Genomic DNA, 24,723 nt, shown 5'->3' on the forward strand with positions numbered 1-24,723 from the left:
ACTGAGAGACTGCCCCCGTGCGCGACCTGGCGAAGCTCCCCAAGGCCCACCTGCACCTGCACTTCACGGGGTCGATGCGGACGTCGACCCTGCAGGACATGGCGACGGGCCACGGCCTGCGCCTGCCGTCGGTCCTGCTCGACGGCGACCCGCTGCGGGTCCCTGCCGACGAGCGCGGCTGGTTCCGGTTCCAGCGGCTCTACGACGCGGCCCGCGCCTGCGTGCGGTCCGAGGCGGACATGCGGCGCCTGGTCGACGAGGCCGCGGCCGACGACGCCGCCGAGGGCTCCGGACGCCTCGAGATCCAGGTGGACCCGACGTCGTACGCCCCGTTCGTGGGCGGGATCACCCCGGCGGTCGAGATCGTGCTCGACGCCGCACGGGTCGCGAGCGCCGCGCACGGCACCGAGGTGGCGGTGGTCGTCGCGGCGTCACGCATGCGGCACCCGCTGGACGCGCGCACCCTGGCCCGCCTGTCCGCCCGCTACGCCGGGCAGGGGCCGGGCGAGGTCGTCGGCTTCGGGCTGAGCAACGACGAACGCCGCGGGGACACCGAGGAGTTCGCCGCGGCGTTCCGCATCGCCCGGCGCGCCGGCCTGGCGTCCGTGCCGCACGGCGGTGAGCTGCTGGGGCCGGACCACGTGCGGCAGGTCGTGTCGGCGCTGGCCCCCGAGCGGCTCGGCCACGGCGTGCGCGCGGGCGAGGACCCCGCGCTGCTCGACGAGCTGGTCGCGGCGGGGGTCGCGCTCGAGGTCTGCCCCTCGTCCAACGTGGGGCTCGGCGTGTACCCCGATCTCGAGGCCGTGCCCCTGCGGCGGCTGGTCGACGCCGGCGCCCGGGTGGCGCTCGGCGCGGACGACCCCCTGTTGTTCGGCTCCCGGCTCGGGGCCCAGTACGAGGCGGCCCGCACCGTGCACGGCTTCACCGATGCCGAGCTGGCCGCGCTCGCGCGCTCCTCCATCGAGGCGAGCCGCGCCTCGTCCGGCACCAGGGCGCGGCTCCTGGCCGGCGTCGACGCGTGGCTCGCGTCGCCCGACGGGGGCGCGGGCGACGCCCCGCCGCTCTCATCTGCGTCTCATCCGCCCGCGCGATGATCGACGCATGGCTGTTCAGGTGGTCCGCCGGCTCCTGCCGTGGGTGATCGGGATCGTCCTGACCCTGGTCGTGGTGTGGGCCGTCGCCGCGAGCACCATGAGCCCGCCGGACGAGGTCAACGTGGGCGGTCCGGTCGTGGTCTCCCCCTCCCCGCTCCCCGGCCTGCCGTCCGGGACCGGCCAGGTCTCGCCGGAACCGTCGTCGGCATCGCCGTCGGCATCGCCGTCGGCATCGCCCGACGACAGGTCGTCCCCGGAGCCGGCGACCGAGACGTCGCGCGCCACCGTCCCTCCGGTCCCGCCGTCGTCCGAGGACGACGATGATGATGACGGGAGCGACGACGGCGCCGACGACGACGACGGTGCCGACGAGGACGCCGACGAGGACGCCGACGAGGACGCCGACGAGGACGCCGACGAGGACGCCGACGAGGACGGGGACGACGACTGATGGTCCGAGCAGGGGGCCCGCGCCGCGGGCTCACGGTCCGCACGCGCATCCTGGCCGCGCTCCTGGCTCTGACCGCGCTCGCCCTGGCGTTCTCCGGTGCCACCGCATTCCTGCTGACCTACGGTCAGATCGACGAGCGGATCGACGCCGACCTCAGCGAGTCCGCGGACGAGCTGCGCACCCTCGCCGCCTCCGGCGTCAACCCCGTCACCGGTGATCCCTTCTCGTCCGCGGACGAGGTGGTCGTGGCGATGATCCAGCTCGACGTCCCCGCGGACCACGAGGGCGTGCTCGGCCTGCGGTCCGGGCGCAGCCCGCTCGTCACCCAGCAGGCGGTGGAGCTGCACCTGGAGGACGACGCCGCGTTCGTCGAGGCCGTGACGCCCCTGCTGACCTCCGACCACGTGATGCTCCGCTCGATCCAGACGCCGACCACCCACTACCGGGCTCTCATCGCCCCCGTGGCGGCACTCCCGCAGGGCGGCGGCGTCCCGGCCGACGAGCCCGCCGCGCTCGTGCTGGCCTACGACCGGGTCGCGGAGCACGCGGAGACCCAGCGGGTGTTCCGCGTCTACGCGCTCGTCGCGCTGGGCGCCCTCGGCTTCGCCGGCGTCGTCGGCTGGCTCCTCGCCGGCCGGCTGCTGCGCCCCATCCGCACCCTCGCGACCACCGCGCAGCGCATCAGCGACACCGACCTGTCCGCGCGCATCCCCGAGACGGGCAACGACGACCTGACACACCTCTCGGGCACGGTGAACGCCATGCTCGGGCGCCTGGAGGGGTCCTTCGAGGCGCAGCGGCGACTCCTCGACGACGTCGGCCACGAGCTGCGCACCCCCCTGACCGTCGTCCGGGGGCACCTCGAGCTCATGGACCCGCACGACCCGGCGGACGCGGCCGAGACCCGCGGGATCGCGCTGGACGAGCTCGACCGGATGCACCGGATCGTCGACGACCTCGTCACCCTGGCCACGGCCGACCAGCCTGACTTCGTCCGCCTCGCGCCGGTCGACCTCGGCCGCCTCACCGACGACATGTTCGACAAGGTGCGCCCGCTGGGCCACCGCACCTGGCTCGTCGACGCCCGCACCGACGCCCGCACCATGGCGGACGCGCAGCGGCTCACGCAGGCCTGGATGCAGCTCGCGGCGAACGCCGTGAAGTTCTCGGGCGATGCCAGCACCATCGCCATCGGCTCGCGCACCACGCCCGACGGTGCACGGGTGCGCCTGTGGGTGCGCGACGAGGGCGTCGGCATCCCCGAGGACGAGATCGGCTCGATCTTCGAGCGGTTCTCCCGCGGCCGGCAGACCGGCGAACGTCGTGACGGCGCGGGCCTCGGCCTCACCATCGTCTCGGCGATCGCCGAGGCGCACGGCGGCGAGGTCACCGTCGACTCCGTCGTCGGGCAGGGGTCGACCTTCAGCGTGGTCGTCCCCGTGCTGCCCGTGCCCGACGCCGACCCCTCCCCCACCGGCACCGTGGAAAGGACCGCCCCGTGAGCCAGATCCTCGTCGCCGAGGACGAGACCCGCATCGCCTCGTTCATCGCCAAGGGCCTGCGCTCCGCCGGCTACGCGAGCACCACCGTCGCCACGGGGCGCGAGGCGTTCGACCTGGCGAGCAGCGGGGAGTTCGACTTGCTCGTGCTCGACCTGGGCCTGCCCGACCAGGACGGTTTCACCGTGCTGCGCCGGCTGCGCGAGGCGAAGGTGACGATGCCCGTCATCATCCTCACCGCGCGGACGTCGGTGACCGACACCGTCGCCGGGCTGGAGGGCGGGGCCGACGACTACATGCCCAAGCCGTTCCGGTTCGAGGAGCTGCTCGCCCGCATCCGGCTGCGCCTGCGGTCCGAGCCTGCCGGCGAGGTGACCGTGCTCAGCCACGGCGACCTGAGCCTCAACCTGCGCACCCGCCGCGCCACCGCGAGCGGGACCGAGGTCGACCTGTCCGCCCGGGAGTTCGCGCTCGCGGAGGCGTTCCTGCGCAACCCCGGCCAGGTGCTCAGCCGCGAGCAGCTGCTGTCCCGGGTCTGGGGGTACGACTTCGACCCCGGGTCGAACGTCGTCGACGTCTACGTGCGCTACCTGCGCAACAAGCTCGGCGCCGAGCGGTTCGTCACCGTGCGCGGCATGGGCTACCGGCTGGCCTGACCCCGGCGCCGTTGCCGGGTGAGCCTCGGTGGGGCGGTCCGGTCTGGCCTGGACGCCGAGGGGCGGCCCGCCCCGCGGGGCGGGCCGCCTCGACGTCCTTGGTCGGTGCGCGCCTGGCGCCGGGTCAGTCCGTCGACTCGGCGGAGACGGGAGACTTCGCCGACGTCGGGGAGACCGGGCTCTTCGCCGACACCGGCGACTTCGCCGACACCGGCGACTTCGCGGAGACCGGGGACTTCGCGGAGACCGGGGACTTCGCGGAGACCGGGGACTTCGCCGACGCCGTCGAGACCGGGGTGACCGCCGACGTCGCGGAGACCGGGCTCGCCGGCGAGTTCGCGCTCTGCGTCGTGGGGGCCGTCCCCGGGCTCGCAGCAGACCCCGGCGTCACCGTGGTGATCGACGTGCCGTTCTGCACGTCCGTCGGCGACGGCGACGCGCTCGGCGCGACCGCGGCGTCCGTGCCCTCGGCCGTCTGGCCCACCGTGACCGCGGAGTCGATCACGTCGTCGTCCGGTGCGGCGAAGGTGCCCTGGGCGGCCGCGAAGCTCGCGCCGAGACCGACCGCACCGAGCGCTCCGGTGACGATCCAGGTGCTGCGTGCCTTCATGATCTGCTCCTTCGGTCGGGTGCGGGCAGTCGTCCGCACCGGGGGCCGGGCGGAGGTCTCTCCGCCCTTGATGAATCTGAGTCTGCGAGTCGTCCGTGAGACCACCAGGAGGTGTTGGTGAGAGGTTTCTCAGGAACGGCCGGTCCTGCGCCCGGCGACGGGCCCGCCGGACGCGAGCTCCTCCGCGAGCGACACCCACGTCGCGGCGAGCTCGTGGTCCGCGGCGCCGACGGCGAGCGAGACGACGACCGCCGCCGCCCGGGCCCGCAGCACCGCAGGGTCCACGACCCTGCCGAACGCGACCAGCCACGCCTCGAGCAGGTGCTCGGCGCCGTCGTACGCTCCCGGGCTGAGCGAGGGCAGCACGGCCAGGTGCCCGACGGCGCACGCGAGGTCGTCGACACGGTGCCCCGGCCCGAGGGTGTCGACGTCGAGCACGGAGCCGACACGGCTCGTGCCCGGGATCAGCAGCAGGTTGGCCGCGTGGAGGTCGCCGTGGGTCGTCACGGTCGGGCCCAGCCCGCGCGCCGCCACGACCCGGCCCACCCGGGCGGCGAGCGCGGCCAGACGGGCGGGGTCGACCGGGTGCACACCCGGCAGGGCCGCGACGTACTCGTCCAGGCGGTCCGCCCAGCCGGGCCGCCGGGGCAGGTCGACGCCGTCGCGCGGCAGCTCGGCGGTGACGCGCAGGATCTCGGCCGGGTCGACGGCCGTGGCCCGCCGGGCCGCGGGCACGGACGCCAGGTGGTCCGCGACCGAGGGGCCGTCGGCCTCGGCGAGCAGGACGACACCGTCGTCCGACCACGCGAGCACGGCGGGCGCGGTGGCCGCGCCGCGCAGCCCTGCGCCGGCGAAGAGGGCGTGCCGGCGCACGAGGTCCTGCACCTTCGACGGCCGCACGACCTTGACGTACACGGTGGCCGGGTCACCGCTGCCCCGGGTCCGCGCCCGGAGCACCGCCCGGCGCAGCGGACGGTACGTGACCGTCTCGAGGTGCTCGACCTCGACCGCCGGGTCGAGGGCACGAAGCCGTTGCGCCACCGCGAACGGGGTGCTCCCGGCCGCCAGGCCCGGCAGCGCGGGGTCGTGCGGGTGCCGCCACACGTGCACGGTCCGGCCGTCCCCGTCGAGGCGGACCACGCCCTGCTCCAGCGTGCCGGCGCGGACCGCCGGGCCGAGCGACCTCGCGGCCGCGCTCGTGGCGAAGAGGTGCTCGGAAGCGGTGCGCCCGCCACGGCTCGCGACGACGTCGTACGCGACCGTCGTCTCCGCGCCCGGGCGGGCGTGCACCTGGTGCACCGCCCACGACTCCAGGCGTGCGCCGTCGGCCGCGAGCGCCGCCGCGAGCAGGTCGCCCGCTCCGTCTCCGGTGAGCACGTCACGCCAGGCGGCGTGGTCCGAGGGCGCGACGCGCGACGGGGCGGGGGGTGCGGCGGGCATGCCCCGACCCCATCGTCCGGCGACGAGCCCCGCATGAGGACCGGATGAGAGTCCTCTCATCTGCCCGGGCCTCCCGGGTCGTCAGACGGTCGCCTCCGCGAGCCCGAGCCACCGCGCCAGGAGGTCCAGCTCCTGGGTGACCGCGTCCGTGACCTCCGGCGCGAAGGGCACGTCCTCGTGGATCGCGTGCACGTGCAGCACGCCCGCCCGGCGGTCGACCTTCGCGTCGACCTTGCCCACGAACGCCTCGCCGTGCAGCACCGGCAGCGCGAAGTACCCCCACCGCCGCTTCGCCGCGGGCTTGTACATCTCCAGGAGGTACTCGAAGTCGAAGACCTGAAGCAGTCGCTCCCGGTCGGTGACGAGCCCGTCGAACGGCGACAGGATCGCGGTGCGGGGCTCGAAGGGGGCACCGAGTCCGTCCAGCGCCTGCGGGTCTGCCTGCCAGACGCCCTCCGCACCCTCGACCTCCACCTCGACCCCCGTCATCGTGACGTAGTCGGCGTCGCCGGGCACCCCCGGGATCCGCGCCCTCGACAACCCCAGCGCGTGGAGCCGCCGTGCGGCCCGCTCGGCCAGCGACTCGGCGTAGGGCACCGGCTCGACGTCGGGGTAGACGCGCTCCGCCAGGTCCCACAGCTTCTCTCGCCCGCGCCGGCCCGCGACCGCTACATCGCCGTACAGGCAGAGCAGCTCGAGCATCTGGCTGACGTTCCGGTGCCCCGTCCAGCCGCTCGACTGCCACGGCCGCACGCTCGTGTCCGGGACCTCCCTGGACGTCAGCGGCCCCTGCTCACCGAGCAGCTCGAGGACGTCGTCACGGAAGGTCGCGTTGTCACGCACCCAGCCACCGCGCCAGTCGTGCTCGGCCCGGTGCGCCATCTCGGCCAGGTACAGGGGCAGGTCGTCCGTCGAGCGCGCCGTGCCCTGGAGCTGGAACAGCATGCGGTCCGCGAGCGCGTCGGCGGCCGCACCCACCCAGTGCGCCCGCCCCATGCGTGACCACGGCACGAGGTCCACCGACGGCGCCACCGCCGCCGTCGGGTCCATCGGCAGGTACGTGAGGTGCCCGGTGACGGCGAGCAGGTCGGTGGGCCGTTCGCCGTCAAGGAGCTGCGCACGCACCGCGAGGCGGCGCGCCTGCGCGCGGGTCAGCCGGAGCGGGGCGGTGCTCACCCCGTCGACGCTAGGCGCAGGGTACGACACCGGTACCGTCCGGGGTGGCACCACGGGCGGACGCGCGCCGCCCGGGCCCGGCGTAGCGTGCCGGGCATGGACGCCCCCACCCCCGACGCAGGCCCCCTGGACCGGCGTCGCCCCCGGGTGTTCCTCGGGGTGGCCCTGGCGGTGGCGGTCGTGGTGGGCACCATCGGCGCGTCGCACTGGCAGGTCGGCGCCCGCCCCCTGGACGCCCTCGGCCTGGCCCTGGCGCTGGCCGGGCCGACGCTCGTCGTGCTCAACCCCCGGCCGCCCGCGGTCGCCGTCCTGGCCGCCGTCGCCGCCGTCGGCGCCTACGTCGGCCTCGGCTACGCGTGGGGGCCCGCCCTCGCGGGTGCGGTCGGGGTGCTCGTGACGGTGATGCTCACCGGCGACGCGCGCCGGGCGCGCGTCGTCGCCTGGTCCGGCGCCGCCCTGTACTGGGGGGTGGTGTGGGGGTTCGCGGCGCTGCGCGACGACGGCCCCCGCCCCGCCGGGCTGCTCGCCGGCGCGGCGTGGAGCGCCGTCGCGCTCCTCGTGGCGGGTGCCGCGCGCGAGCGCGCCGCCCGCGCGGCGGCGGCCCGCGCGGCCCGCGACGAGCGGGAGCGCACCGCGGTCGCCACGGAGCGGCTGCGCATCGCACGCGAGCTCCACGACGTCCTGGCGCACTCGCTGTCCGCGATCAACGTGCAGGCCGGCGTCGGGCTGCACCTGCTCGACCGGGACCCCGGGCAGGCGCGGTCGGCGCTCGCCGCGATCAAGTCCACCAGCCGGGACGCCCTCGACGAGGTGCGGTCCGTGCTCGGCGTCGTGCGCGGCGAGGACGCGGCGGACGGGGCCGGGCCGGAGCGCGAGCCCCGCGCGCCGACCTGGAACCTCGCGGCGCTGCCGCACCTGGCCGAGCCGCTGCGCGCGCGGGGAGTCGACGTGAGCTTCGACGTCGACCCCGCGCTCGAGCCCGAGGGCGCGCTGCCCCCGCACGTGGCGGGCATCGCGTACCGCGTGGTGCAGGAGGCGCTGACCAACGTGGGCCGGCACGCCCCCGCCGCACGCCGCGTCGTGGTGTCCGTACGGCACGACGACGGCACGCTGCACGCCGTCGTGTCCGACGACGGCGGGGCGGCGGACGGTGACGAGCCGACGCCCGGCTACGGGCTGCGAGGCATGCGCGAGCGGGTCGAGGGTGCCGCCGGCCGGCTCGACGCCGGTCCGGGGCAGGGCGCGGCGGGTGACGGGTTCGTCGTCGCGGCGGCCGTGCCCGCCGTCGCGCCGCACCGGCGCCCTGCCGCCGACGGACCGGAGCTCGACCGCCCTGCCCAGGACGGAGGGACGCCGTGATCCGCGTGCTGCTGGCCGACGACCAGGCGCTCGTGCGCGGCGGGTTCCGCGCGCTGCTCGACGCGGAGGACGACATCGAGGTCGTGGCCGAGGCCGCCACCGGCACGGACGCCGTCCGGCTCGCCCTGGAGCACCTGCCCGACGTCGTGCTCATGGACGTGCGGATGCCCGGGCTCGACGGGCTGGAGGCCACCCGCCGCGTCGTCGCCGACCCGCGCGCGGGCGGGGTGCACGTCGTCGTGGTGACGACGTTCGAGCTCGACGAGTACGTGGCGCAGGCGATCCGCGGCGGCGCGTCGGGGTTCCTCGTCAAGGACACGGAACCGGCCGACCTCGTCCGCGCGGTGCGGGTCGCGGCCGCCGGCGACGCGCTGCTCTCCCCCACCGTGACGCGACGGCTGCTGGCCCGGGTGGCCGACGCGACCCGCGACGTCGCTCCACCGCGCGGCCTCGACGACCTCACCGCCCGCGAGCGCGAGGTGCTCGTCGCCGTCGCCGGCGGGCTGTCCAACGACGAGATCGCCCGGAGCCTGTACCTCTCCGAGTCCACGGTCAAGACGCACGTGTCGCGAGTCATGGCCAAGCTCGGCGCGCGGGACCGGGCGCAGCTGGTGGTGACGGCATACGAGGCGGGCGTCGTCCGCCCCGGCTGGACCGCCTGACCCGCACCTCCTCCCCGCCGAGCGACGAGGGGCGGCGGGGTGGAGCCGCGGGGTGGGACAGCACCCCGGGACGACGCGGGTCGGTACGACGGGAGGACGACGCCCGCCCCGGCGGGCGGGACGGTGGACGCAGCGGCCCGCACCGGGCGGGCCACCGCACAAGGAGTCCGAGATGTTCGCGACCGTCACTGCCTTCTCCGCCTCGACGGCCCTCCCGGCCGTCGCCGCGCACCCCGCCGGCTGGGCGGCCGGCGGCGGGCCCAGCTGGTGGATCGTCTTCCCGATCCTGTGGTTCCTGCTGTTCGCCGCGGTCGTCGTCCTCGTCGCGCGCCGCGCCCGCCGGCACGGACCTCCGTGGGCCCGCGCAGGGGCCGGCGGCGTCGACGTGCTCGGCGAGCGGTACGCCCGCGGGGAGATCGACGAGGCCGAGTACCGCCACCGCCTCACCGTGCTGCGCGAGGACCGTCGCTGAGCGCTGCGCGTCCCCGCCGCGACCCCGGCCGTCGTCCGACGGCGGCCGGGGTCGCGGTGCGCGGGCTGTGATCTTCACCCCATCGTTCCGGGCCCGTCGAGCGTCAGGGCAGGTGACAGGTCACAACACGATGACGATCCGGGAGCGAGCCGTGCGGCGGGCTCGCGGGTCGCGCCGGCCCAGTGCACCTTAGGAGTCCGAGATCGCGCCGTCGTGCGCAGGACGACGCCGGCTCTGGGCGTAGAGGGGACAACATGCGCACGGTTCAGCATTCTGGGGGAGGGCACGCACCCTCGTTCCGTGGCGCGCTCGTCGCGCTCGCGACGGTGGGTGCGCTGCTCCTCGCCGGGTGCGCCCCGGCCCACGATCTCGAGCCCGGGGCGGCGCCGGCGGCCTCGTCCCCGGGCCGGTCCGCGTCGCCCGGCTCCGCGACCGCCGCCGCGGGGGTGGACGACGCCGCGCAGGACCGCGCCCAGAAGGACCGCGCCGAGAAGAAGGCGGCCCAGGTGGAGGCCGCCGCGAAGGCCGCGGAGCAGGAGGCGGCCGAGGAGAAGAAGGCCGAGAAGGCCGCCGAGAAGGAGGCCGCCGAGGAAGCCGCGGCGGCGAAGGCGGCCGAGAAGGAGGCGGCGGAGAAGAAGGCCGCCGAGGAGCGCGACCGGATGCTCGAGTACGGCGACTCGGGCAAGCGGGTCACCGCGTTGCAGGAGCGGCTGCAGGAGCTCGGGTACTTCCTCCAGGACGCGGACGGCAGCTTCGGCCCCGCGACGCAGCAGGCGGTCTGGGCGCTGCAGAAGGCGGCCGGGCAGTACCGCGACGGCGTCGTCGGGCCCAAGACGCAGGACGCGCTGGACCGGGGCGTGCGCCCGTCCGCGAAGACGTCGTCGGGCAAGGCGATCGAGATCGACATCGACCGTCAGCTGCTGATGGCGGTCGAGGACGGCAAGGTCACGCGCATCATCAACGCGTCGTCGGGCAACGGCGAGTCCTACGAGGCGAAGGGACGCACCTACCGCGCGTCGACGCCCCGAGGCTCGTACGCCGTCTACATGGAGCGCAACGGCATGCACGAGTCGACGCTCGAGCTCGGCTCGATGTACCGCCCCAAGTACTTCGTGGGCGGCTACGCGGTGCACGGGTCGGGGTCGATCCCGCCCCACCCCGCGTCGCACGGCTGCGTGCGGGTGTCGAACGCCGCGATGAACTGGCTCTGGGACACCTGGGGGCTGCCCAAGGGCACCCCCGTCATCCTCTACTGACGCCGCCCTCTGATCGTTGTGAGCGGGGGGGGGGGGGCCCCCCGGGGGGCCCCGGGGGGCCCAACCCCCCCCCCCCCCCCCCCCCCCCCCCGCCCCCCCCCCCCCCCGCCCACAACGATCAGAGGGCGGTGCCGACCAGGACGGGCTCGGGCTCCAGCTCGATGCCGAAGGCGTCCAGGACGCCGTCGCGGACGGCGCGCGCGAGCGCGACCAGGTCGGCCGCCGTCGCGCCGCCGCGGTTGGTCAGCGCCAGCGTGTGCCGCGTCGACAGGCGCGCCGGGCTGTGCTCGCCCGCGAGCCCGAAGCCCTTGCCGAACCCGGCGTTCTCGATGAGCCAGGCCGCGCTCGTCTTGACCAGCGACTCGTCGACGACGCCGAGGCTCGGCCCGGTCGTGGTCTGCGGGGTGGCCGAGCGCACGGGGAACCGGGGCGCGCCGGAGGGCAGGCTCGCCGCGGCGTCCGCGGGCAGCACCGGGTTGGTGAAGAACGACCCGGCGGACCACCGGTCGTGGTCGGGGGCCGCCGCGCCCCCGACGCCGTCGAGCAGCATGCCCTTGCCGCCGCGCAGCTCGAGCACGGCCTCGCGCACCTCGTCCGACGGCGCACGGCTGCCCACCTCGACGCCGAGGCGCCGCGCGAGCTCGGCGTACCCGACGGGTGCGGAGCGGTTGCCCAGCCGCAGCTGCAGGAGCACCTCGAGCACGACGTACCGGGGCGTCGGGTACCAGGGCGCGCCCTCGCCGCCGCCGGAACGCATGGTCCGCTTGAGCAGGGACGTGCGGTAGCCGAACCCCAGCTCGCTGAGGGGGAACGTGCGCCGGGAGCTCGTGGCGCGGTCCCAGGTGCGCACCGCCGCGACGACGCCGGAGACCTCCTGCCCGTACGCGCCGATGTTCTGCACCGGCGCCGCGCCCACCGTGCCGGGGATGCCGGACAGCGCCTCGACGCCGACCCACTCGTTCGCGACGGCCTCGGCCACGAAGCCGTCCCAGTCCTGGCCGGAGGGCAGCGTGACGCTCGCCCCGCCGCACGCGCCGTCGGTGCCGCAGGAGTCGGTGAGGTCGGCGTCCAGGCCCTGGCGCACGTCGCGCACGACGACGCCGGCGAATCCCTCGTCCGCGACGAGGAGGTTCGAACCGCCGCCGATCACCAGCAGGGGCAGCCCGGCGTCGTCCGCGCCGCGGACGGCGTCGATGAGCTCTGCCTCCGTCCCGGCCTCGACATAGGCGCCGACCGGCCCGCCCACGCGCAGCGTCGTGAGCTCCGCCAGGGAGGGCACGTCGAGGCCCCCCACGGGGGACGGCGCGAGGTCTGCAGGGGTGCTGGGCGCGTGCGAGCTCATTCCTCCAGGGTAGACGTCCGCTGCCCGGCCGCGGTCGTCAGGGGGCGCGCGGCCCCCGCCACCAGCAGCCCGACGGCCACGGGCAGCGCCAGCACGAGCAGCGCGTCCCGGTACCCGGTGTGCTCGGCGAGGAAGCCGATGAGCGCGGGGCCGACGAAGAACGCGGAGTACCCGATGGTCGAGACGACGGAGACCCGCACGGCGGCCTTGGCCGGGTCGTCGGACGCCGCCGACATGCCCAGGGGGAACCCGAGTGCCGCCCCGGCGCCCCAGATGGCGACGCCGACGACGGAGACCCACAGGACCGGCACGAGGGCGAAGATCCCGACCCCGACGAGGGCCGCCACACCGGACAGGCGCAGCACCCGGACGCGGCCGAGCCGGTCGATGAGTGCCGTGCCGGCCAGCCGGGTGACCGTCATGGCCGTCAGGAACACCGCGAGCGCCACGGCCCCGGCGGCGTTCGCGGCCCCGAAGCCGTCGACGACGGCGAGGCTCACCCAGTCGTTCGCGGCGCCCTCCGTGAGCGCCGCGGCCAGCACGACCAGCCCGACGAGCAGGGTCCGCGACTCGCGCCAGGCGGCGAGCGTCTCGCGCGCGGAGTGACCGCTGGGCGGCTCCACCGCCGTCGACGGGTCCTCCCCCACGCCGACGGCGACGCCCGCGAGCTCGCCCTGGCGGCCGCCGGCGTGCGGTGTCGGCTCGAAGAACCGGACGGCCAGGACGACGACGACGAGATCGACGACCATCACCGTGATGACGTGGCCCGGCAGGGACAGCCCGACGTGTGCGGCGAGCGCGCCGAGGCCTGCCCCGGCGACCGTGCCGAGCGAGAACCCGGCGTGGAAGCGCGGCATGATCGACCGGCCCAGGCGCTGCTCGACGACGGCACCCTCCAGGTTCATGGCGGCGTCCCAGACGCCCACGCCCATGCCACCGAGGAAGAGCCCGACGCGCACGAGCACCGGGAGGTCCTGGCCCACCGCGAGCGTGGCCACGGCGAAGCCCACGACACTGAGGGCGGCGAACGAGACGCAGGTGGCGGCGGCGCCGAGACGCGACGCGATCATCCCCGACAGCGGCAGCGCTATCAGCGACCCGATCGCGCCCGTGAGCAGCAGCACGCCCATCTGCGACTCGGTGAAGGCGAGCCCGTCGCGGACGGCGGGGATGCGCGAGGCCCACGTCGACATGCCCACACCGGCGACGACGAAGACCGCGAAGACGGCCCAGGCCGCACGGACGGCGTGGCGCGGCGGAGAGGTGACGGGCCGCGACGGCGGCGTGGGTGCGGTGCTCACCCCATGACGGTCGGGCCTGCGCGACGTCGAGTCAAGTCCTGGATCGAATCGATTCGTCACATCGATTCGAGCGGCCGCTCCGACCCGACGGTAGGCTGACGCCCCGACGACGGCCGACGGGGCCACGCCGACCGGAAGGAGAGCCTGATGGCTCGCCACCCAGGCAGCAAACCGACCCTCGCCCGGGTCGCGGAGCTCGCGGGGGTCTCGGTGTCGACGGCGTCCCTCGCCTTCTCCGGGGCCGGCCCCATCACCGCGGAGACCCGGGACAAGGTGCTGGCCGCCGCGGAGCAGCTCGGCTACTCCGGCCCGAACCCGCTGGGCCGACAGCTGCGCTCCGGCCGCTCCGGCATCGTCGGCGTCGTCATCGGGGACCAGCCTGGCCGCGCGTTCCGCGACCCGGTCGCGGTCAAGGTGCTCGACGGGCTCGTCGACGTGCTCGGCACCCAGGGCCTCGGCGTCCTGCTCATCCCGGGGGTCCAGGGCAGGGGCACGGACGGCGCGCCGCCCACGATCGACCCGCTGCTGGAGACGGCGGCCATGGACGTCGGGGTCCTCGTCTGGGGCGCGCTGGGGGAGGACCCGACGCTCGCGGCCCTGCAGCGGCGCGGCGTCCCCGTCGTCATCGGCGAGGGCAGAGAGGTGCCCGGAGCGCCGCTGGTCGCGCTCGACGACCGGCAGGGCACGGCCCAGGCCGTACGCCACCTGAGCGACCTCGGGCACACCCGCGTCGCCGAGATCACGCTGCCGCTCGGCAACACCGAGCGATCGGGCCCCATCGACACCGAGCGCCTCGCGCAGGCCGACCGCACCCCCACCCGCCACCGCCTCGCCGGGGTCCGCGACGTCCTCGAACCCGTGATTTCGTGGGAGACACCCGCGTCCCTCGTCGAGCACGGCCGGGACGCCGCGACCGAGATCCTCGGCACCTGGGTGCCGGCCAGCGAGCGCCCCACGGCGATCATCGCGCACTCCGACCTGCTCGCCGCCGGCGCCGTCATCGCGGCCCGTGAGCTCGGCCTGCGGGTGCCCGCCGACGTGTCCATCGCAGGCTTCGACGGCATCGACATGCCGTGGCTCTCCCCCGACGTGCTCACCAGCGTCCACCAGCCCCTCCAGGCCAAGGGGGCCGCGCTGGGCCGCGCCGTGCTGGGCGTGCTGGCCGGCGACGAACCGACGGTCACGACGCTCCCGGTCGAGCTGGTGCCCGGGACGACGACGGGCCCGCCGCCCGGGCGCTGACCCGCCCTCGGCGCCGGTCGGCTAGCTGGTCCGCTCCGTGGCTCCGGCGGTGGCGGTGCTGGCGGCGTGGGTCGCGGCGATCTCCAGCCCTCGTTCCCTGCCGCAGAACGCCAGCACCGCCTCCTTGGGTCCGTGCGGCGAGGTGAACCGGACGGTGCCCGCGGGCTCGAAGCCGAAGGCGACCATGCGGGCGACGGCGGCCCGGTTCCGGGCGTCCGGCTCCACGACCAGGCGACGCGTCCCCGGCGCGGCGAGCGCGAAGCCGAGCGCGGCGGGGCCGACCACCGACCAGGGCTCGACGCCGTGGGCGGCGGCCGGCCCGTCACCGCCCTTGAAGAAGTGCAGGCCCAGGTCCCCCTCGCGCACCTCGTACGCGGCGGCGACCGGGTCGTCCTCCGGGTGGTAGAGCTGCACCAGCGCGACCGGCTCACCGTCCCAGCGCAGCAGGTACGCCTCGTGGGTGGGCAGCGCGTCGACGAAGGCGTACGTGGCGCGCAGCTCCTCGCGGTCCAGGTCGGCCAGTCCCCAGAAGCCCGCGTGCCGCGCCGTCACCCACGCGTGCAGCACGTCGAGGTCGCCGTCGGGGTCCACCACGTGCGCCGTGACCTTCCCCGCTCCCGGCAGCTCGCGGCGCCACACCTCCTGCCCGCGCCGGCCGTGCAGGAGCCGGTCGGACGGCGAGGTGCGGGGCGGGGTCGCCCGGTCAGCCGGCGTGCGGTCGGTGGTCGTGCGGTCGGTGGTCGTGGGGCCGGGGGCGGGTGAGGTGGTCATCGGTCCTCCTGCGGGTGCTCGGGACGCAGCCGCGCCCAGTCGGTCTCGATCGCCGTGGTGCGGGCCTGCGCCCACAGCTCGTGCTGGTCCGCGAAATGCGGCGAGCCAGGGTCGCCGCTCGCGCCGAAGGGGACGCCCCACCGGCTCCGGCGTCGGTCGCCGAGGTCCCACACCCAGCGCGCCACCGAACCACGGGAGGCGAGGAACGTCACCCCGGGCACCCCGCCGGTGCAGCGGACCGTGTCGCCGGCGCCACCGAGCGCCACCGCGGGGACGTCCGGCACGACGACGCCCTGCGCGTCGGCGCCCGCGAGCTCGCCGAGCGCGTGCAGCGGGTGCAGCCGGTGCAGGTCTCCCCACGTCGCGGCCGCCCCGGAGAACGGGTCGCCCTCGCCGTCGGGCCCGTCGCCGGTGCGGTCGCCGGTCTCGCGGCGCAGCGAGGCCACGACCTCCGCGAACGCGGCCGCCGCCTCGGCACGCGCGTCGAGCCGGTGCCCGCCGACGACGCGACCGTCGGCGGCGGCGAGGAGGCGCGGCAGGACATCGGACACGCGGGCGGTGACGTCCAGCCAGGGCGCGAAGATCGCCGGGAGCGCCGGATCGGCGTGCAGCGGCGCGAGCGCCGGGTGCGCCGCCATCCGCCGCACCAGCGCGTGCCGCCAGCGGGCGAACACCGCCGCGTCGGTGCTCTCCGCGTCCATCCGGGCGCCGGCCGCCGCCCACGCCCGCAGCCGGTCCGCGAGACGGCCCGCCTCGTCGTCCGGCGCGTCGTCCGGCTCGGCCTCGGCGTCGAGCCAGCCCACCAGCGCCGCGGCGCCGGCGTCCTGCGTGTCGCCCAGGATCCGCTCCTGTGCGCGGGGCGTCGCCCCGCCGGCCGTGCCGCCCGACGCCTGCGCCAGCAGCGCCCGGATGCGGTCGGCGCGGTGCTCGGCGTAGGCGTACCCGAGGTCGGCGGCAGGGTCGCGCGGGCGCTCGTTGGCGTCCACGGCGACGTCGGCGACCTGGACGACGGCGGCGGGCGGGCGCCACGGCGGCGCCACCGCGGGTGCCGGGCGCGGGCGCTCGCGGTCCGCACGGGCGACGTCCGGCACGAGTCCCGCGGTGAGGCTCACCACAGACCCGCCGGAGTCGGCGGCCAGCACCCGGTGCACCGGGTCGACCCAACCGGCGAAGGCCGCGGCGACGTCGTCGGCCGTGACGGCGTGCTGGAGCCGTCGCCACGCCGCGACACCGGCGTCCGCCCTCACGCGCACCGGCCAGCGCACGCTGTGCCGGTCGGTGACCACGGGCCCGCGAGGAGTCTCGGTCCACACCACCGGGACCGGCTCGCCCCCGCGCACGGGCACCAGGTCGGCTCCGGACGCCGTGACCTGCCCCGGCAGGTCCTCGGTGAACAGCTCGACGTGGTGTGCCAGCGCGTTGGTGATGCCCCACGCGGCGGACCCGGCCCGCCCGCTCGTCTGGCCGAAGTGCGGCACGCCCGGTACGCCGGGGAAGGCCAGGCCCAGCACGTCGAACGCGCCGTCGGGCCCCGTGCACGCGAGCCGCACCTGCTGGTAGACGCCCGGCAGCTCGAGCAGCCGGTGCGGGTCGCCGGCCAGCAGCGGGAGCCCCGACGCGGTCCGCGAGCCGTGCAGCGCCCAGGCGTTGGACCCGGACGACGGCCCGCCGTCTGCCCCCAGCAGCCCGAGGGCCCGCGCGTCGTCACCGAGCGTGCGCAGCGCGTGCTCACGCCAGAGCAGGTGCGCGAACCCGCTGAACAGCACGTGGTTGAGCAGGAACACCCCGACCGGCATCCATTCGGGCCACGCGTCGTCGTCGGGCAGCGGCGCACCCCCGAGCGCGCCCCGGAGGCGGTCGATCTCGGGGGCGTCGCTGCCGCCCGAGGCAAGCCCGGCGCGCACCCCGGCCGCGTGAGCGGCCACCCACCGGCGCTCGGCCGGCGGCAGCGCGTCCCAGACCCGCAGCACGGTGTCCCGCAGCCGCACGCGCACGGCGAACCGGTCCCACGCCAGCCCGGCCGCGCCGAACCGGGCCGCGAACCGGCCCTCGACCTGCCACCGGGCGACCAGGACCTGCCAGCCCCGGTCCAGGCCCGCCGCATAGCCCTGCCCGAAGGACACGTCGAGCTCGGTGACGCCCCGCACGTGCGGCACGCCCCACGCGTCGCGGAACAGCTCGAACCGGCTCCCCGTCGCGCCTCCCGGGACGCCGTCCGCGGCACGGGCACCGGTACCGGGCGTCACGACCAGGCGCCGTCCGCCACCGGGTTCGCCATCGACCCCGCGTACAGCAGCGAGGCCGACTGGTCGGCGAGGTCCACCATCTGCAGGGTGTTGCGCAGCTGCAGCCGGTTGAGGCACGAGTGCGCGAACCGCGGCGCGCGCAGGTCGACGCCCGCGCCGACGCCGGGGTGCTCGTCGCGGTGCCGGTCCAGCGTCGCCCGCACCGTCGCCCAGAACCGGTCCTCGGCCAGGACGCCGTCCACGGCGAGGATACCGGCGAGGTGCCGCAGCACCCCGTCGAACACGTCGGTGAAGACGGCGAGCGCCTGCTCGTCGTCGTCGACGGTCGTGCCGATCCGCGCCACCTGCGGCGGCAGCCCCGCGCCGCCCGACAGGACGGACACCTCCTCGCCGACGTCCTTCATGAGCGCGCGGCGCACCACACCGTCGCGCAGCACCAGGACGAGGTTCTCCCCGTGCGGCATGAAGGCGAGCCGGTGCGCGAGCAGGCAGTGCACCACCGGGTACAGGTAGGCGTCGAGGTACGCCTGCAACCAGCGCTGCGGCTCCACGCCCGACGCCCGCACGAGCGACGTGACCAGCGCCGTCCCCGCGGCGTCGCGGTGCAGCAGGGCGGCCATGGTGACGAGCCGTTCGCCCGGTCCCGTGCGCGGCAGCGGGGACTCGCGCCACAGTGCGGCGAGCATCTTGCGGTGCGCGCTGGGGCGCGCGGTGCGGTGGTAGACGTCGCCGGTGTAGCCGACCGAGGCCACCTCCCGCAGGATCCGGAAGCCGGCGGCGCCCAGCGTCGGGTCGGAGTCCACGACGTCGGCCACCCAGTCGTTGATCGCGGGCGTGGCCCGCATGTACGCCGGGGAGAGCCCCCGCAGGAACCCCATGTTCTGGATGGCCAGCGCCGTCTTGACGTAGTGCCGTCCCGGCCGCGTGCGGTTGAACAAGGTGCGGATCGACTGCTGGGGCTGGTACTCGTCGGCTCCCGGGCCGAGGGGCACGAGATCGTCGCGCGCGACGTCCGCCGCGAACGTGATCGGCACCCGGTGCTGCCACTGCCAGGGGTGCACGGGCAGGTAGAGGTAGTCCGCCCGGTCCAGTCCGCGCGCGGCGAGCCGGTCGCCGAAGGCCGCCCGCTCGGCGCCGCTCAGCTCCGCGTCGTACAGACGGCGCTCGGACTGGTCGGCCGCGAGCGCCAGGTGCGTGTGCTCGCGCCGGGCGGCGAGCCACATCAGGCGCAGGCGCTGCCCGCGCTCCGGGGCGTAGGCGCGGTAGTCGTCGAGGGAGAAGCCGATCCGCCCGTTGTTGGCCACGAAGCCCGGGTGCCCCTCGGTCATCGCCGCCTCGGTCTCCTGGAAGGCGTCGGCGCGACGTCGCGCGTCGTCGTCCGCTTCGTCGTCCGCTTCGTCGTCCGTGTCGTGGGCGGCGGGCGCCGGAGCGAGCGTGGCCACGAGGGCCGGGACCTGCGGCGAGCCGCCGGCGAGCTCGCGCTCCCGCTTGGCGCACGCTGCCGCGAGCGTGGCCGAGAGCTCCTCGAGATAGGTGGCGACCAGGTCGTCGGGGATCGACAGCAACGGCTGCAGCTCGACGACCAGCTCGAGCACGTCGACCGGGAGCTCGGCCCGGCCCGCCGTGCGGGTGATCGACGCCGGGTCCACCACCCAGTGCTCGAGCGCGAACGTGCGCGCCGCGAACCGGTACGTGACACCGTCGAGGGCGAGGGCGTACCCGGTCGGCCGGCTCGCGCCCCCTGCCCCGCCGCCCCACCCCTGATCGTTGTGAGCGGGGGGGGGGGGCGGGGGGGGGGGGGGGGCGGGGGCGGGGGGCCCCCCCCCCCCCCCCCCCCCCCGCCCACAACGATCAGGGGTGGGGCGGAACAGCCGCTCGTGGGCCAGCTCGCCGAGCACCTTGGCGGCCAGGTGCCGGTGCGCGGCCTCGGCCAGGTCGGGGCGCAGGTGCGGTGCGGCGTCGACGCCCGGGCCCAGCGGGGACGCCGCGAAGTCCTCGCGCGTGCAGACGCTCAGCGCCGCGCGCTTGGTGTGCCCGCCGTCGGTGACGTCGACGTGGCGCAGCACGCGGAACCCGGCCGCCGCGTTCTTGGCGGCGACGGCACGGTTCGCGACGTCGGGCTCGACGACCACCCGCGCGGCCCCGCGGCCCGCGGGGCGCGGGGCCAGGCAGAACTCCACGACGGCGCGCATCACCGCGTCGGTGAGGCCGCGCGTGCGGTGGGCCCGGTCGAGGGGCGGCGGCGCGACCAGCAGGTGCATCCCGAGGTCGCCGGGCACCGGCTCGTGCACGCCGGCGAGCGGCCCGTGCGCCGGGTCGTAGGTCTCGACGTAGAAGGTGGGTGCGCCGTCGACGCACCCGAGCCACGCATCCTGGTGCGCGTCGGCGACGACGACGGTGAGGTAGTCACGCACCTCTGCCGCACCCAGGTGTCCCATCCGCCAGAACACCGACGCCGGGTGGGCCAGCCAGGCGTGCACGGTGGCGGCGTCGCGGGCCGGGTCGACCGGCTCCAGCGTGAGGACGCCGACGCGCGGCGCCTGCGACGCGAACGCCGGGTGCGGGACGGCGGGCACGTCCGCCGTCGCGGTCGCCGCGGTCGTCTCGGTCGCCGCGGTCATCGCGCTGCCTCCGTGTCTCGAGGGGTGGTCGACGCGGCGGGAACGCCGCCGGGCAGACCGAAGGTCTGGAAGACGATCCGCTCCTCGACCGGGTACGGCTCCCGGCCGGTCACCCGGGCGAGGATCACGGAGTTGCGCCAGGGCGCGAACCCCAGGTCCGGCGCCGTGACGCCGTGGGTGTGCACCTCGGTGCCGGACGCGTGCAGCCGCCCGGCGTCGTCCACGGTGTAGTCGCGGGCGACGTCCAGGCGGCCCAGCTCGTCGAGCCGAGCCAGTCCCGGCGCCAGGAAGCCCGGCACACCGGAGCCGTACCCGGTCGCGGCGACGACGGCGCGCGTACGGTGCACCGCGACCGTGCCCAGCTGGCCGTGGCGCAGCGTGAGCTCGAGCTCCCCCTGACCCTCGGCGACGCGCGCCGCGACGACCTCCGTGTCGGTCAGGAGCGTCGTCGGGACCTCCCGCCCGAGGGCGGTGCGACGGTAGAGCGTGTCGTAGATGTCGTCGACGAGGTCGGCGCTGATGCCCTTGAACAGGCCCCGCTGCTCGCGACCGAGCAGCTCGCGCAGGTCCGTCGGCAGCGACCGGTAGTGGTCGGTGTACTCCGGCGACGTCATCTCGAGCGTGAGCTTCGTGTACTCCATGGGGAAGAACCGGGGCGAGCGGGTCACCCAGTCCACGCGGTACGTATCGAGGCCCGCGCCCTCGAGGAGGTCGCGGTACACCTCGGCGGCCGACTGGCCCGACCCGACGACCGTCACGGCGCCCGAGGCCGTCAGCGCGTCGCGGTGCGCGAGGTAGTCCGCGCTGTGGACCACCGGGCCGGCGCCGGCGTCCTGCCCGGCCGCCTCGGCGAGGCCCGCCAGCGGCGCGGGCAGCCGCGGCGTCGTCCCGGTGCCGAGGACGACGTGCCGCGCCCGGTACGTCCGGGTGCGCGTGGACGCCGCCGGGTCGGTGACCTCGGCGACCACGGCCAGGTCGTCGGAGCCGGGGACCCGGTCCACCCGGACCACCCGGTGCCCCCAGCGCAGCGACGGGAGCATGCCCGCGACCCAGCGGCAGTACTGGTCGTACTCGGACCGCAGCGGGTAGAACGACTCGCGGATGTAGAAGGGGTAGAGCCGCCCGGTGGCCTTGAGGAACGCGAGGAACGAGTACGGCGAGGTGGGGTCCGCCATCGTCACCAGGTCGGCGAGGAACGGCACCTGGATCGTGGCGCCGTCGAGCATCATGCCCGGGTGCCAGGAGAACCCTGCCCGCTGGTCGAGGAACAGCGCGTCGACGTCGTCCAGCGGGGCCGAGAGCGCGGCAAGCCCCAGGTTGAACGGCCCGATGCCGACGCCGATCACGTCGTAGGTGCGGGTCATCGGGCGACCTCCTGCGAGAGCAGCTCCTGGCCCGCGAGCAGGCCGTGCGCGGCGGACCGCACGAGCTCGAGCACGGCGCGGACGTCGCCGGGCGTGGCGTCCGGGTTGAGCAGCGTGAGCTTGAGGCAGGGCCGCCCGTCGAGCACCGTCTTGGCGACGAGCGCGCGGCCGGAGTCGAACAGCACGCGGCGCACCTGCGGCACGAGGGCGTCGGCGCGCGCGTCGTCCAGGCCGTCGGGCTGGAAGCGGAACAGGACGGTGGACAGGTCGGTGGGTGCCAGGAGGCGCAGCTCCTCGTCGGCGGCGAGGTCGGCGTGCACGGCGGCCGCGAGATCGCACACGGCGTCGACCAGCTCGCCGATCCCGGCGGCGCCGACGGCGCGCAGCGTCGCCCACAGCTTGAGCGCGTCGAACCGGCGTGTCGTCTGCAGCGACTTGTCGACGAGGTTGAGGTCCGGGTTGGGCACCCCGGCCTCCTGCGCGGGGTTGAGGTAGTCGGCGTTCCAGGTGGTGCGCGCCAGGTCGGCGCGGTCCCGGACGAGCAGGGCGCTCGACGACACCGGCTGGAAGAAGGTCTTGTGGAAGTCGATCGTGACGCTGCGGGCCCGCTCGATCCCGGCCAGCAGGTGCCGGCGGCGCGACGAGACCAGCAGCCCGCCGCCGTACGCGGCGTCCACGTGCAGCCAGGCGCCAGCGGCGTCGCACAGGTCGGCGACCGGCTCCAGCGGGTCGACGCAGCCCCGGTCGGTGGTGCCCGCGGTCGCGACGACGGCCATGACCACGTCGCCTGCCCGCGCGGTGCTCACCAGCGAGGCGGCGAGCGCCTCGGGGTCCATCCGTCCGTCCGTGTCGACGCCGACGGCCACCACGGCGTCGTCGTCGAGCCCCAGGAGCAGCGCCGCCCGGGCGACGCTGAAGTGGCTCGACGCGGTGGTGAGCACCCGCAGCCGCGCGAGGCGCTCCTGGCGCGCGTGCCCGCGCAGCCGGGCGCCGTGGGCGTCGGTCAGGGCGCGCTCACGCGCCAGGTGGAGCGCCTGCAGGTTCGACTGCGTGCCACCGGAGGTGAAGACGCCGTCGCCGGAGGCGAACCCGACCCGGCCGGCCGCCCACTCGACGAGCCGCTGCTCCATGAGCGTGGCCACGGTGGACTGGTCGTACGTGTCGACCGAGGTGTTGATCGCGGCGAGCATCGCCTCCGCCCCGACAGCGGCCAGGGCGACGGGGCAGTTGAGGTGCGCCGCGTACGCCGGGTGGTGGAACCAGACCGCGTGCGGCGCGAACAGGTCGGACGTCTCGCGCAGTGCGTCCGCGGTGCCCACGGGGAGCCCGTCCAGGTCGACGGCGTCGACGAGGCCCTGGAGCTCGGGGCGGCTCGCCCCGGAGAACGGCTGCTCGACCGCCGCGATCCTGGCCGCGAGGTCGTCGGCGACGTCGTGCACGAGGTCGGCGTACCGTGCCGCGGTCGCGCCTCGCAGCAGCACGTCGCCCGTCGGCGTCGGTCCCGGGACGCTCCCGAGGAACCGGGGACGGGGTGCGGTCGTCGTGCTGTCGACGGACAGGGGGCTCAACATCGATATGACTCCTCGGGACGCGGACGCGCGGACTAAGGCCAGGCTTGCCTTAGTGAGCATTACCTAAGCACGACAGGTCGGCGGCGTCCAACGGGCGGCCTACGCCGTTCCACGGAACGGACCTGCGGAAACTAGTGACACAAGTTCCAGCGTCTGGGAAAGTTGTCGTCATGGGCGGCGGAACCGTCCGCCGCCTCCGCCTGCGGAGGGGTGTCATGACTGGCGCGTTCGTGCGGAGGACCTGGATGCGAGTGACGACGGCGACCATCGCCGCGAGCGCGGTCGTCGTACCGATGGGTGCGGCGAGCGCGACTCAGGAGGCGCACGACGGCGCGGGCGGCGCACCGCCGTCGGGCGCGAGGATCACCGCCACCCACTGGGAAGGGATCGGCGACCTGCGCCAGGGAGAGTGGGAGAACCTGCGACCCGGCGCAGGAGGGACGCTCGGCATCCGCCACCGCGGCGGCGAGATCACCGAGTACACCGACCCGTTCGGCGACGGCACCGCCGTCGCCTACGAGACCGGGACCTGGACCTCACCCGTGGTCGAGCCCGGCTACGCCGTCGACGAGTCCGTCACCTCGTGGAACGCCACGACGCCGACGGGCACCTGGGTCGAGGTCGAGTTCCGCGGGCGCAAAGCCGACGGCGCCTGGACCAAGTGGTTCGTCATGGGACGCTGGGCCTCCGGGGACGACTTCCAGCCCGACGACGGCGCGGTGGGCGACATCCACCGCACGTCGGTGAACGGCCAGTCCGACGAGGACGCAGCCCTGTACACCGACACGTTCGTCGCCCGGACCGGGCATGAACCGGAGGCGTTCCAGACCCGGGTCACGCTGTACCGGCCGCAGGGCACCCGGACCACGCCGCGGCTCGAGGGCGTGACGACCATGACCAACGAGTACCTGCCGTCGTCGCGGTACACCGGGACGAGCGAGTTCACGCTGGGCCGGCACGTCGAGGTGGACGTCCCCGGCTTCTCGCAGAACATCCACCGGGGCGAGTACCCGGAGTTCGGCGGGGGCGGCCAGGTCTGGTGCTCGCCGACGTCGACGTCGATGGTGCAGTACTCCTACGGCCCGCGGTTCGAGGTGCCCCGGTCCGAGCTGGCCGGGATCGAGGCGCCGCAAGGCGACCCGCAGGTGGACTACGCCGCGATGAACGCCTGGGACTACGCCTACGAGGGCGCGGGCAACTGGCCGTTCAACACCGCCTACGTGCACCGGTTCGGTATGGAGTCGTTCGTCACGCGGCTGCGGTCGCTGGCGGAGGCCGAGAAGCTCGTCGCCGCCGGCGTCCCGCTGGTCATGTCGGTGAACTTCTCGAAGGACGAGATGCCGGAGGCCGGGTACGGCACCGACGGCCACCTGCTCGTGCTCGTCGGGTTCACCGCCGACGGCGACCCCATCATCAACGACCCTAACAAGCCGAGCAACGACGCCGTGCGCAACGTGTACACGCGGGAGAACTTCGAGCGGGTGTGGCAGACGTCGACCGACGGGCTGACGTACGTCATCCACCCGCACCACGTGAAGCTCCCGCGCACCCCGGCGGGTGCCACCCCCAACTGGTGACCCCTCCCGCGAG

General features: G+C 75.6%; 20 protein-coding genes. 11 read left to right on the forward strand and 9 right to left on the reverse strand.

The window, feature by feature from the left end:
* Window positions 1-17 precede the first annotated feature (17 nt).
* From LEP48_RS04890 to LEP48_RS04910, 5 genes are all read left to right on the forward strand, one after another.
* Window positions 18-1,094 (forward strand): adenosine deaminase, encoded by a 1,077-nt coding sequence (locus LEP48_RS04890; protein WP_225564448.1) that lies wholly within the window; start codon window positions 18-20, stop codon window positions 1,092-1,094.
* A gap of 7 nt (window positions 1,095-1,101) precedes the next feature.
* Window positions 1,102-1,545, forward strand: a complete 444-nt coding sequence (locus tag LEP48_RS04895) for a hypothetical protein (RefSeq protein WP_225564449.1) — start codon at window positions 1,102-1,104, stop codon at window positions 1,543-1,545.
* A complete protein-coding gene (locus LEP48_RS04900; protein ID WP_225564450.1) occupies window positions 1,545-3,047 on the forward strand; it encodes a sensor histidine kinase in 1,503 nt (500 codons plus the stop codon). The genes LEP48_RS04895 and LEP48_RS04900 overlap by 1 nt, the downstream gene beginning before the upstream one ends.
* Window positions 3,044-3,700 (forward strand): response regulator transcription factor, encoded by a 657-nt coding sequence (locus LEP48_RS04905; RefSeq protein WP_225564451.1) that lies wholly within the window; start codon window positions 3,044-3,046, stop codon window positions 3,698-3,700. Before LEP48_RS04900 ends, LEP48_RS04905 begins: the two co-directional genes overlap by 4 nt.
* Before the next feature lie 98 nt (window positions 3,701-3,798).
* The gene (locus LEP48_RS04910; protein WP_225564452.1) at window positions 3,799-4,431 is read left to right on the forward strand and encodes a hypothetical protein; all 633 of its coding nucleotides are present in this window, start codon (window positions 3,799-3,801) and stop codon (window positions 4,429-4,431) included.
* Window positions 4,432-4,439: 8 nt separating this feature from the next.
* Here the strand turns inward: LEP48_RS04910 and LEP48_RS04915 are convergent, their stop codons facing one another.
* Both LEP48_RS04915 and LEP48_RS04920 read right to left on the reverse strand, forming a co-directional pair.
* Complete coding sequence (locus tag LEP48_RS04915) at window positions 4,440-5,750, reverse strand: phosphotransferase family protein (protein ID WP_225564453.1); 1,311 nt, start codon at window positions 5,748-5,750, stop codon at window positions 4,440-4,442.
* Window positions 5,751-5,831: 81 nt separating this feature from the next.
* Window positions 5,832-6,926, reverse strand: a complete 1,095-nt coding sequence (locus LEP48_RS04920) for a DNA glycosylase AlkZ-like family protein (RefSeq protein WP_225564454.1) — start codon at window positions 6,924-6,926, stop codon at window positions 5,832-5,834.
* 96 nt (window positions 6,927-7,022) lie between these two features.
* Here LEP48_RS04920 and LEP48_RS04925 point away from each other — a divergent pair, with 96 nt between their 5' ends.
* The 4 genes from LEP48_RS04925 to LEP48_RS04940 all read left to right on the forward strand — a co-directional run bounded on the left by LEP48_RS04925 (window position 7,023) and on the right by LEP48_RS04940 (window position 10,675).
* Window positions 7,023-8,285 (forward strand): sensor histidine kinase, encoded by a 1,263-nt coding sequence (locus LEP48_RS04925; RefSeq protein WP_225564455.1) that lies wholly within the window; start codon window positions 7,023-7,025, stop codon window positions 8,283-8,285.
* Window positions 8,282-8,947 carry a response regulator gene (locus LEP48_RS04930; protein ID WP_225564456.1) on the forward strand — a complete coding sequence of 222 codons (666 nt, stop codon included), beginning with the start codon at window positions 8,282-8,284 and terminating at the stop codon, window positions 8,945-8,947. Before LEP48_RS04925 ends, LEP48_RS04930 begins: the two co-directional genes overlap by 4 nt.
* Window positions 8,948-9,119: 172 nt before the next feature.
* Entirely contained in the window at window positions 9,120-9,419 is a 300-nt protein-coding gene (locus tag LEP48_RS04935; RefSeq protein WP_225564457.1) for an SHOCT domain-containing protein, read from the forward strand.
* A gap of 254 nt (window positions 9,420-9,673) precedes the next feature.
* Complete coding sequence (locus LEP48_RS04940) at window positions 9,674-10,675, forward strand: L,D-transpeptidase family protein (protein ID WP_225564458.1); 1,002 nt, start codon at window positions 9,674-9,676, stop codon at window positions 10,673-10,675.
* A gap of 118 nt (window positions 10,676-10,793) precedes the next feature.
* Here LEP48_RS04940 and LEP48_RS04945 read toward each other — a convergent pair whose 3' ends face one another.
* Complete coding sequence (locus LEP48_RS04945) at window positions 10,794-12,017, reverse strand: UDP-N-acetylmuramate dehydrogenase (protein WP_225564459.1); 1,224 nt, start codon at window positions 12,015-12,017, stop codon at window positions 10,794-10,796.
* The gene (locus LEP48_RS04950; protein WP_225564460.1) at window positions 12,014-13,318 is read right to left on the reverse strand and encodes an MFS transporter; all 1,305 of its coding nucleotides are present in this window, start codon (window positions 13,316-13,318) and stop codon (window positions 12,014-12,016) included. The genes LEP48_RS04945 and LEP48_RS04950 overlap by 4 nt, the downstream gene beginning before the upstream one ends.
* A gap of 147 nt (window positions 13,319-13,465) precedes the next feature.
* Here LEP48_RS04950 and LEP48_RS04955 point away from each other — a divergent pair, with 147 nt between their 5' ends.
* The gene (locus LEP48_RS04955; protein ID WP_225564461.1) at window positions 13,466-14,560 is read left to right on the forward strand and encodes a LacI family DNA-binding transcriptional regulator; all 1,095 of its coding nucleotides are present in this window, start codon (window positions 13,466-13,468) and stop codon (window positions 14,558-14,560) included.
* 21 nt (window positions 14,561-14,581) lie between these two features.
* Here the strand turns inward: LEP48_RS04955 and LEP48_RS04960 are convergent, their stop codons facing one another.
* From LEP48_RS04960 to LEP48_RS04980, 5 genes are read right to left on the reverse strand one after another with little or no spacing between them, the layout of a single operon-like run.
* Window positions 14,582-15,331, reverse strand: coding sequence for a GNAT family N-acetyltransferase (locus LEP48_RS04960; protein WP_225564462.1), 750 nt, complete (start codon window positions 15,329-15,331; stop codon window positions 14,582-14,584).
* Window positions 15,328-17,577, reverse strand: coding sequence for a penicillin acylase family protein (locus LEP48_RS04965; protein WP_225564463.1), 2,250 nt, complete (start codon window positions 17,575-17,577; stop codon window positions 15,328-15,330). The genes LEP48_RS04960 and LEP48_RS04965 overlap by 4 nt, the downstream gene beginning before the upstream one ends.
* Window positions 17,574-20,198: a GNAT family N-acetyltransferase gene (locus LEP48_RS04970; protein ID WP_225564464.1), complete on the reverse strand. Its 2,625-nt coding sequence runs from the start codon at window positions 20,196-20,198 to the stop codon at window positions 17,574-17,576. The genes LEP48_RS04965 and LEP48_RS04970 overlap by 4 nt, the downstream gene beginning before the upstream one ends.
* Window positions 20,195-21,562, reverse strand: a complete 1,368-nt coding sequence (locus LEP48_RS04975; protein WP_225564465.1) for a lysine N(6)-hydroxylase/L-ornithine N(5)-oxygenase family protein — start codon at window positions 21,560-21,562, stop codon at window positions 20,195-20,197. Before LEP48_RS04975 ends, LEP48_RS04970 begins: the two co-directional genes overlap by 4 nt.
* Entirely contained in the window at window positions 21,559-23,133 is a 1,575-nt protein-coding gene (locus LEP48_RS04980) for a pyridoxal phosphate-dependent decarboxylase family protein (protein WP_225564466.1), read from the reverse strand. The genes LEP48_RS04975 and LEP48_RS04980 overlap by 4 nt, the downstream gene beginning before the upstream one ends.
* Window positions 23,134-23,378: 245 nt before the next feature.
* On the opposite strand from LEP48_RS04980, the gene LEP48_RS04985 reads away from it, so the two are divergent.
* On the forward strand, window positions 23,379-24,710 hold the full coding sequence (locus tag LEP48_RS04985; protein ID WP_225564467.1) for a C39 family peptidase: 1,332 nt from the start codon (window positions 23,379-23,381) through the stop codon (window positions 24,708-24,710).
* The last annotated feature ends 13 nt before the right edge of the window (window positions 24,711-24,723 follow it).

Origin of the sequence: Isoptericola luteus, assembly GCF_020297055.1 — a bacterium.
GTDB lineage: Bacteria > Actinomycetota > Actinomycetes > Actinomycetales > Cellulomonadaceae > Isoptericola > Isoptericola luteus.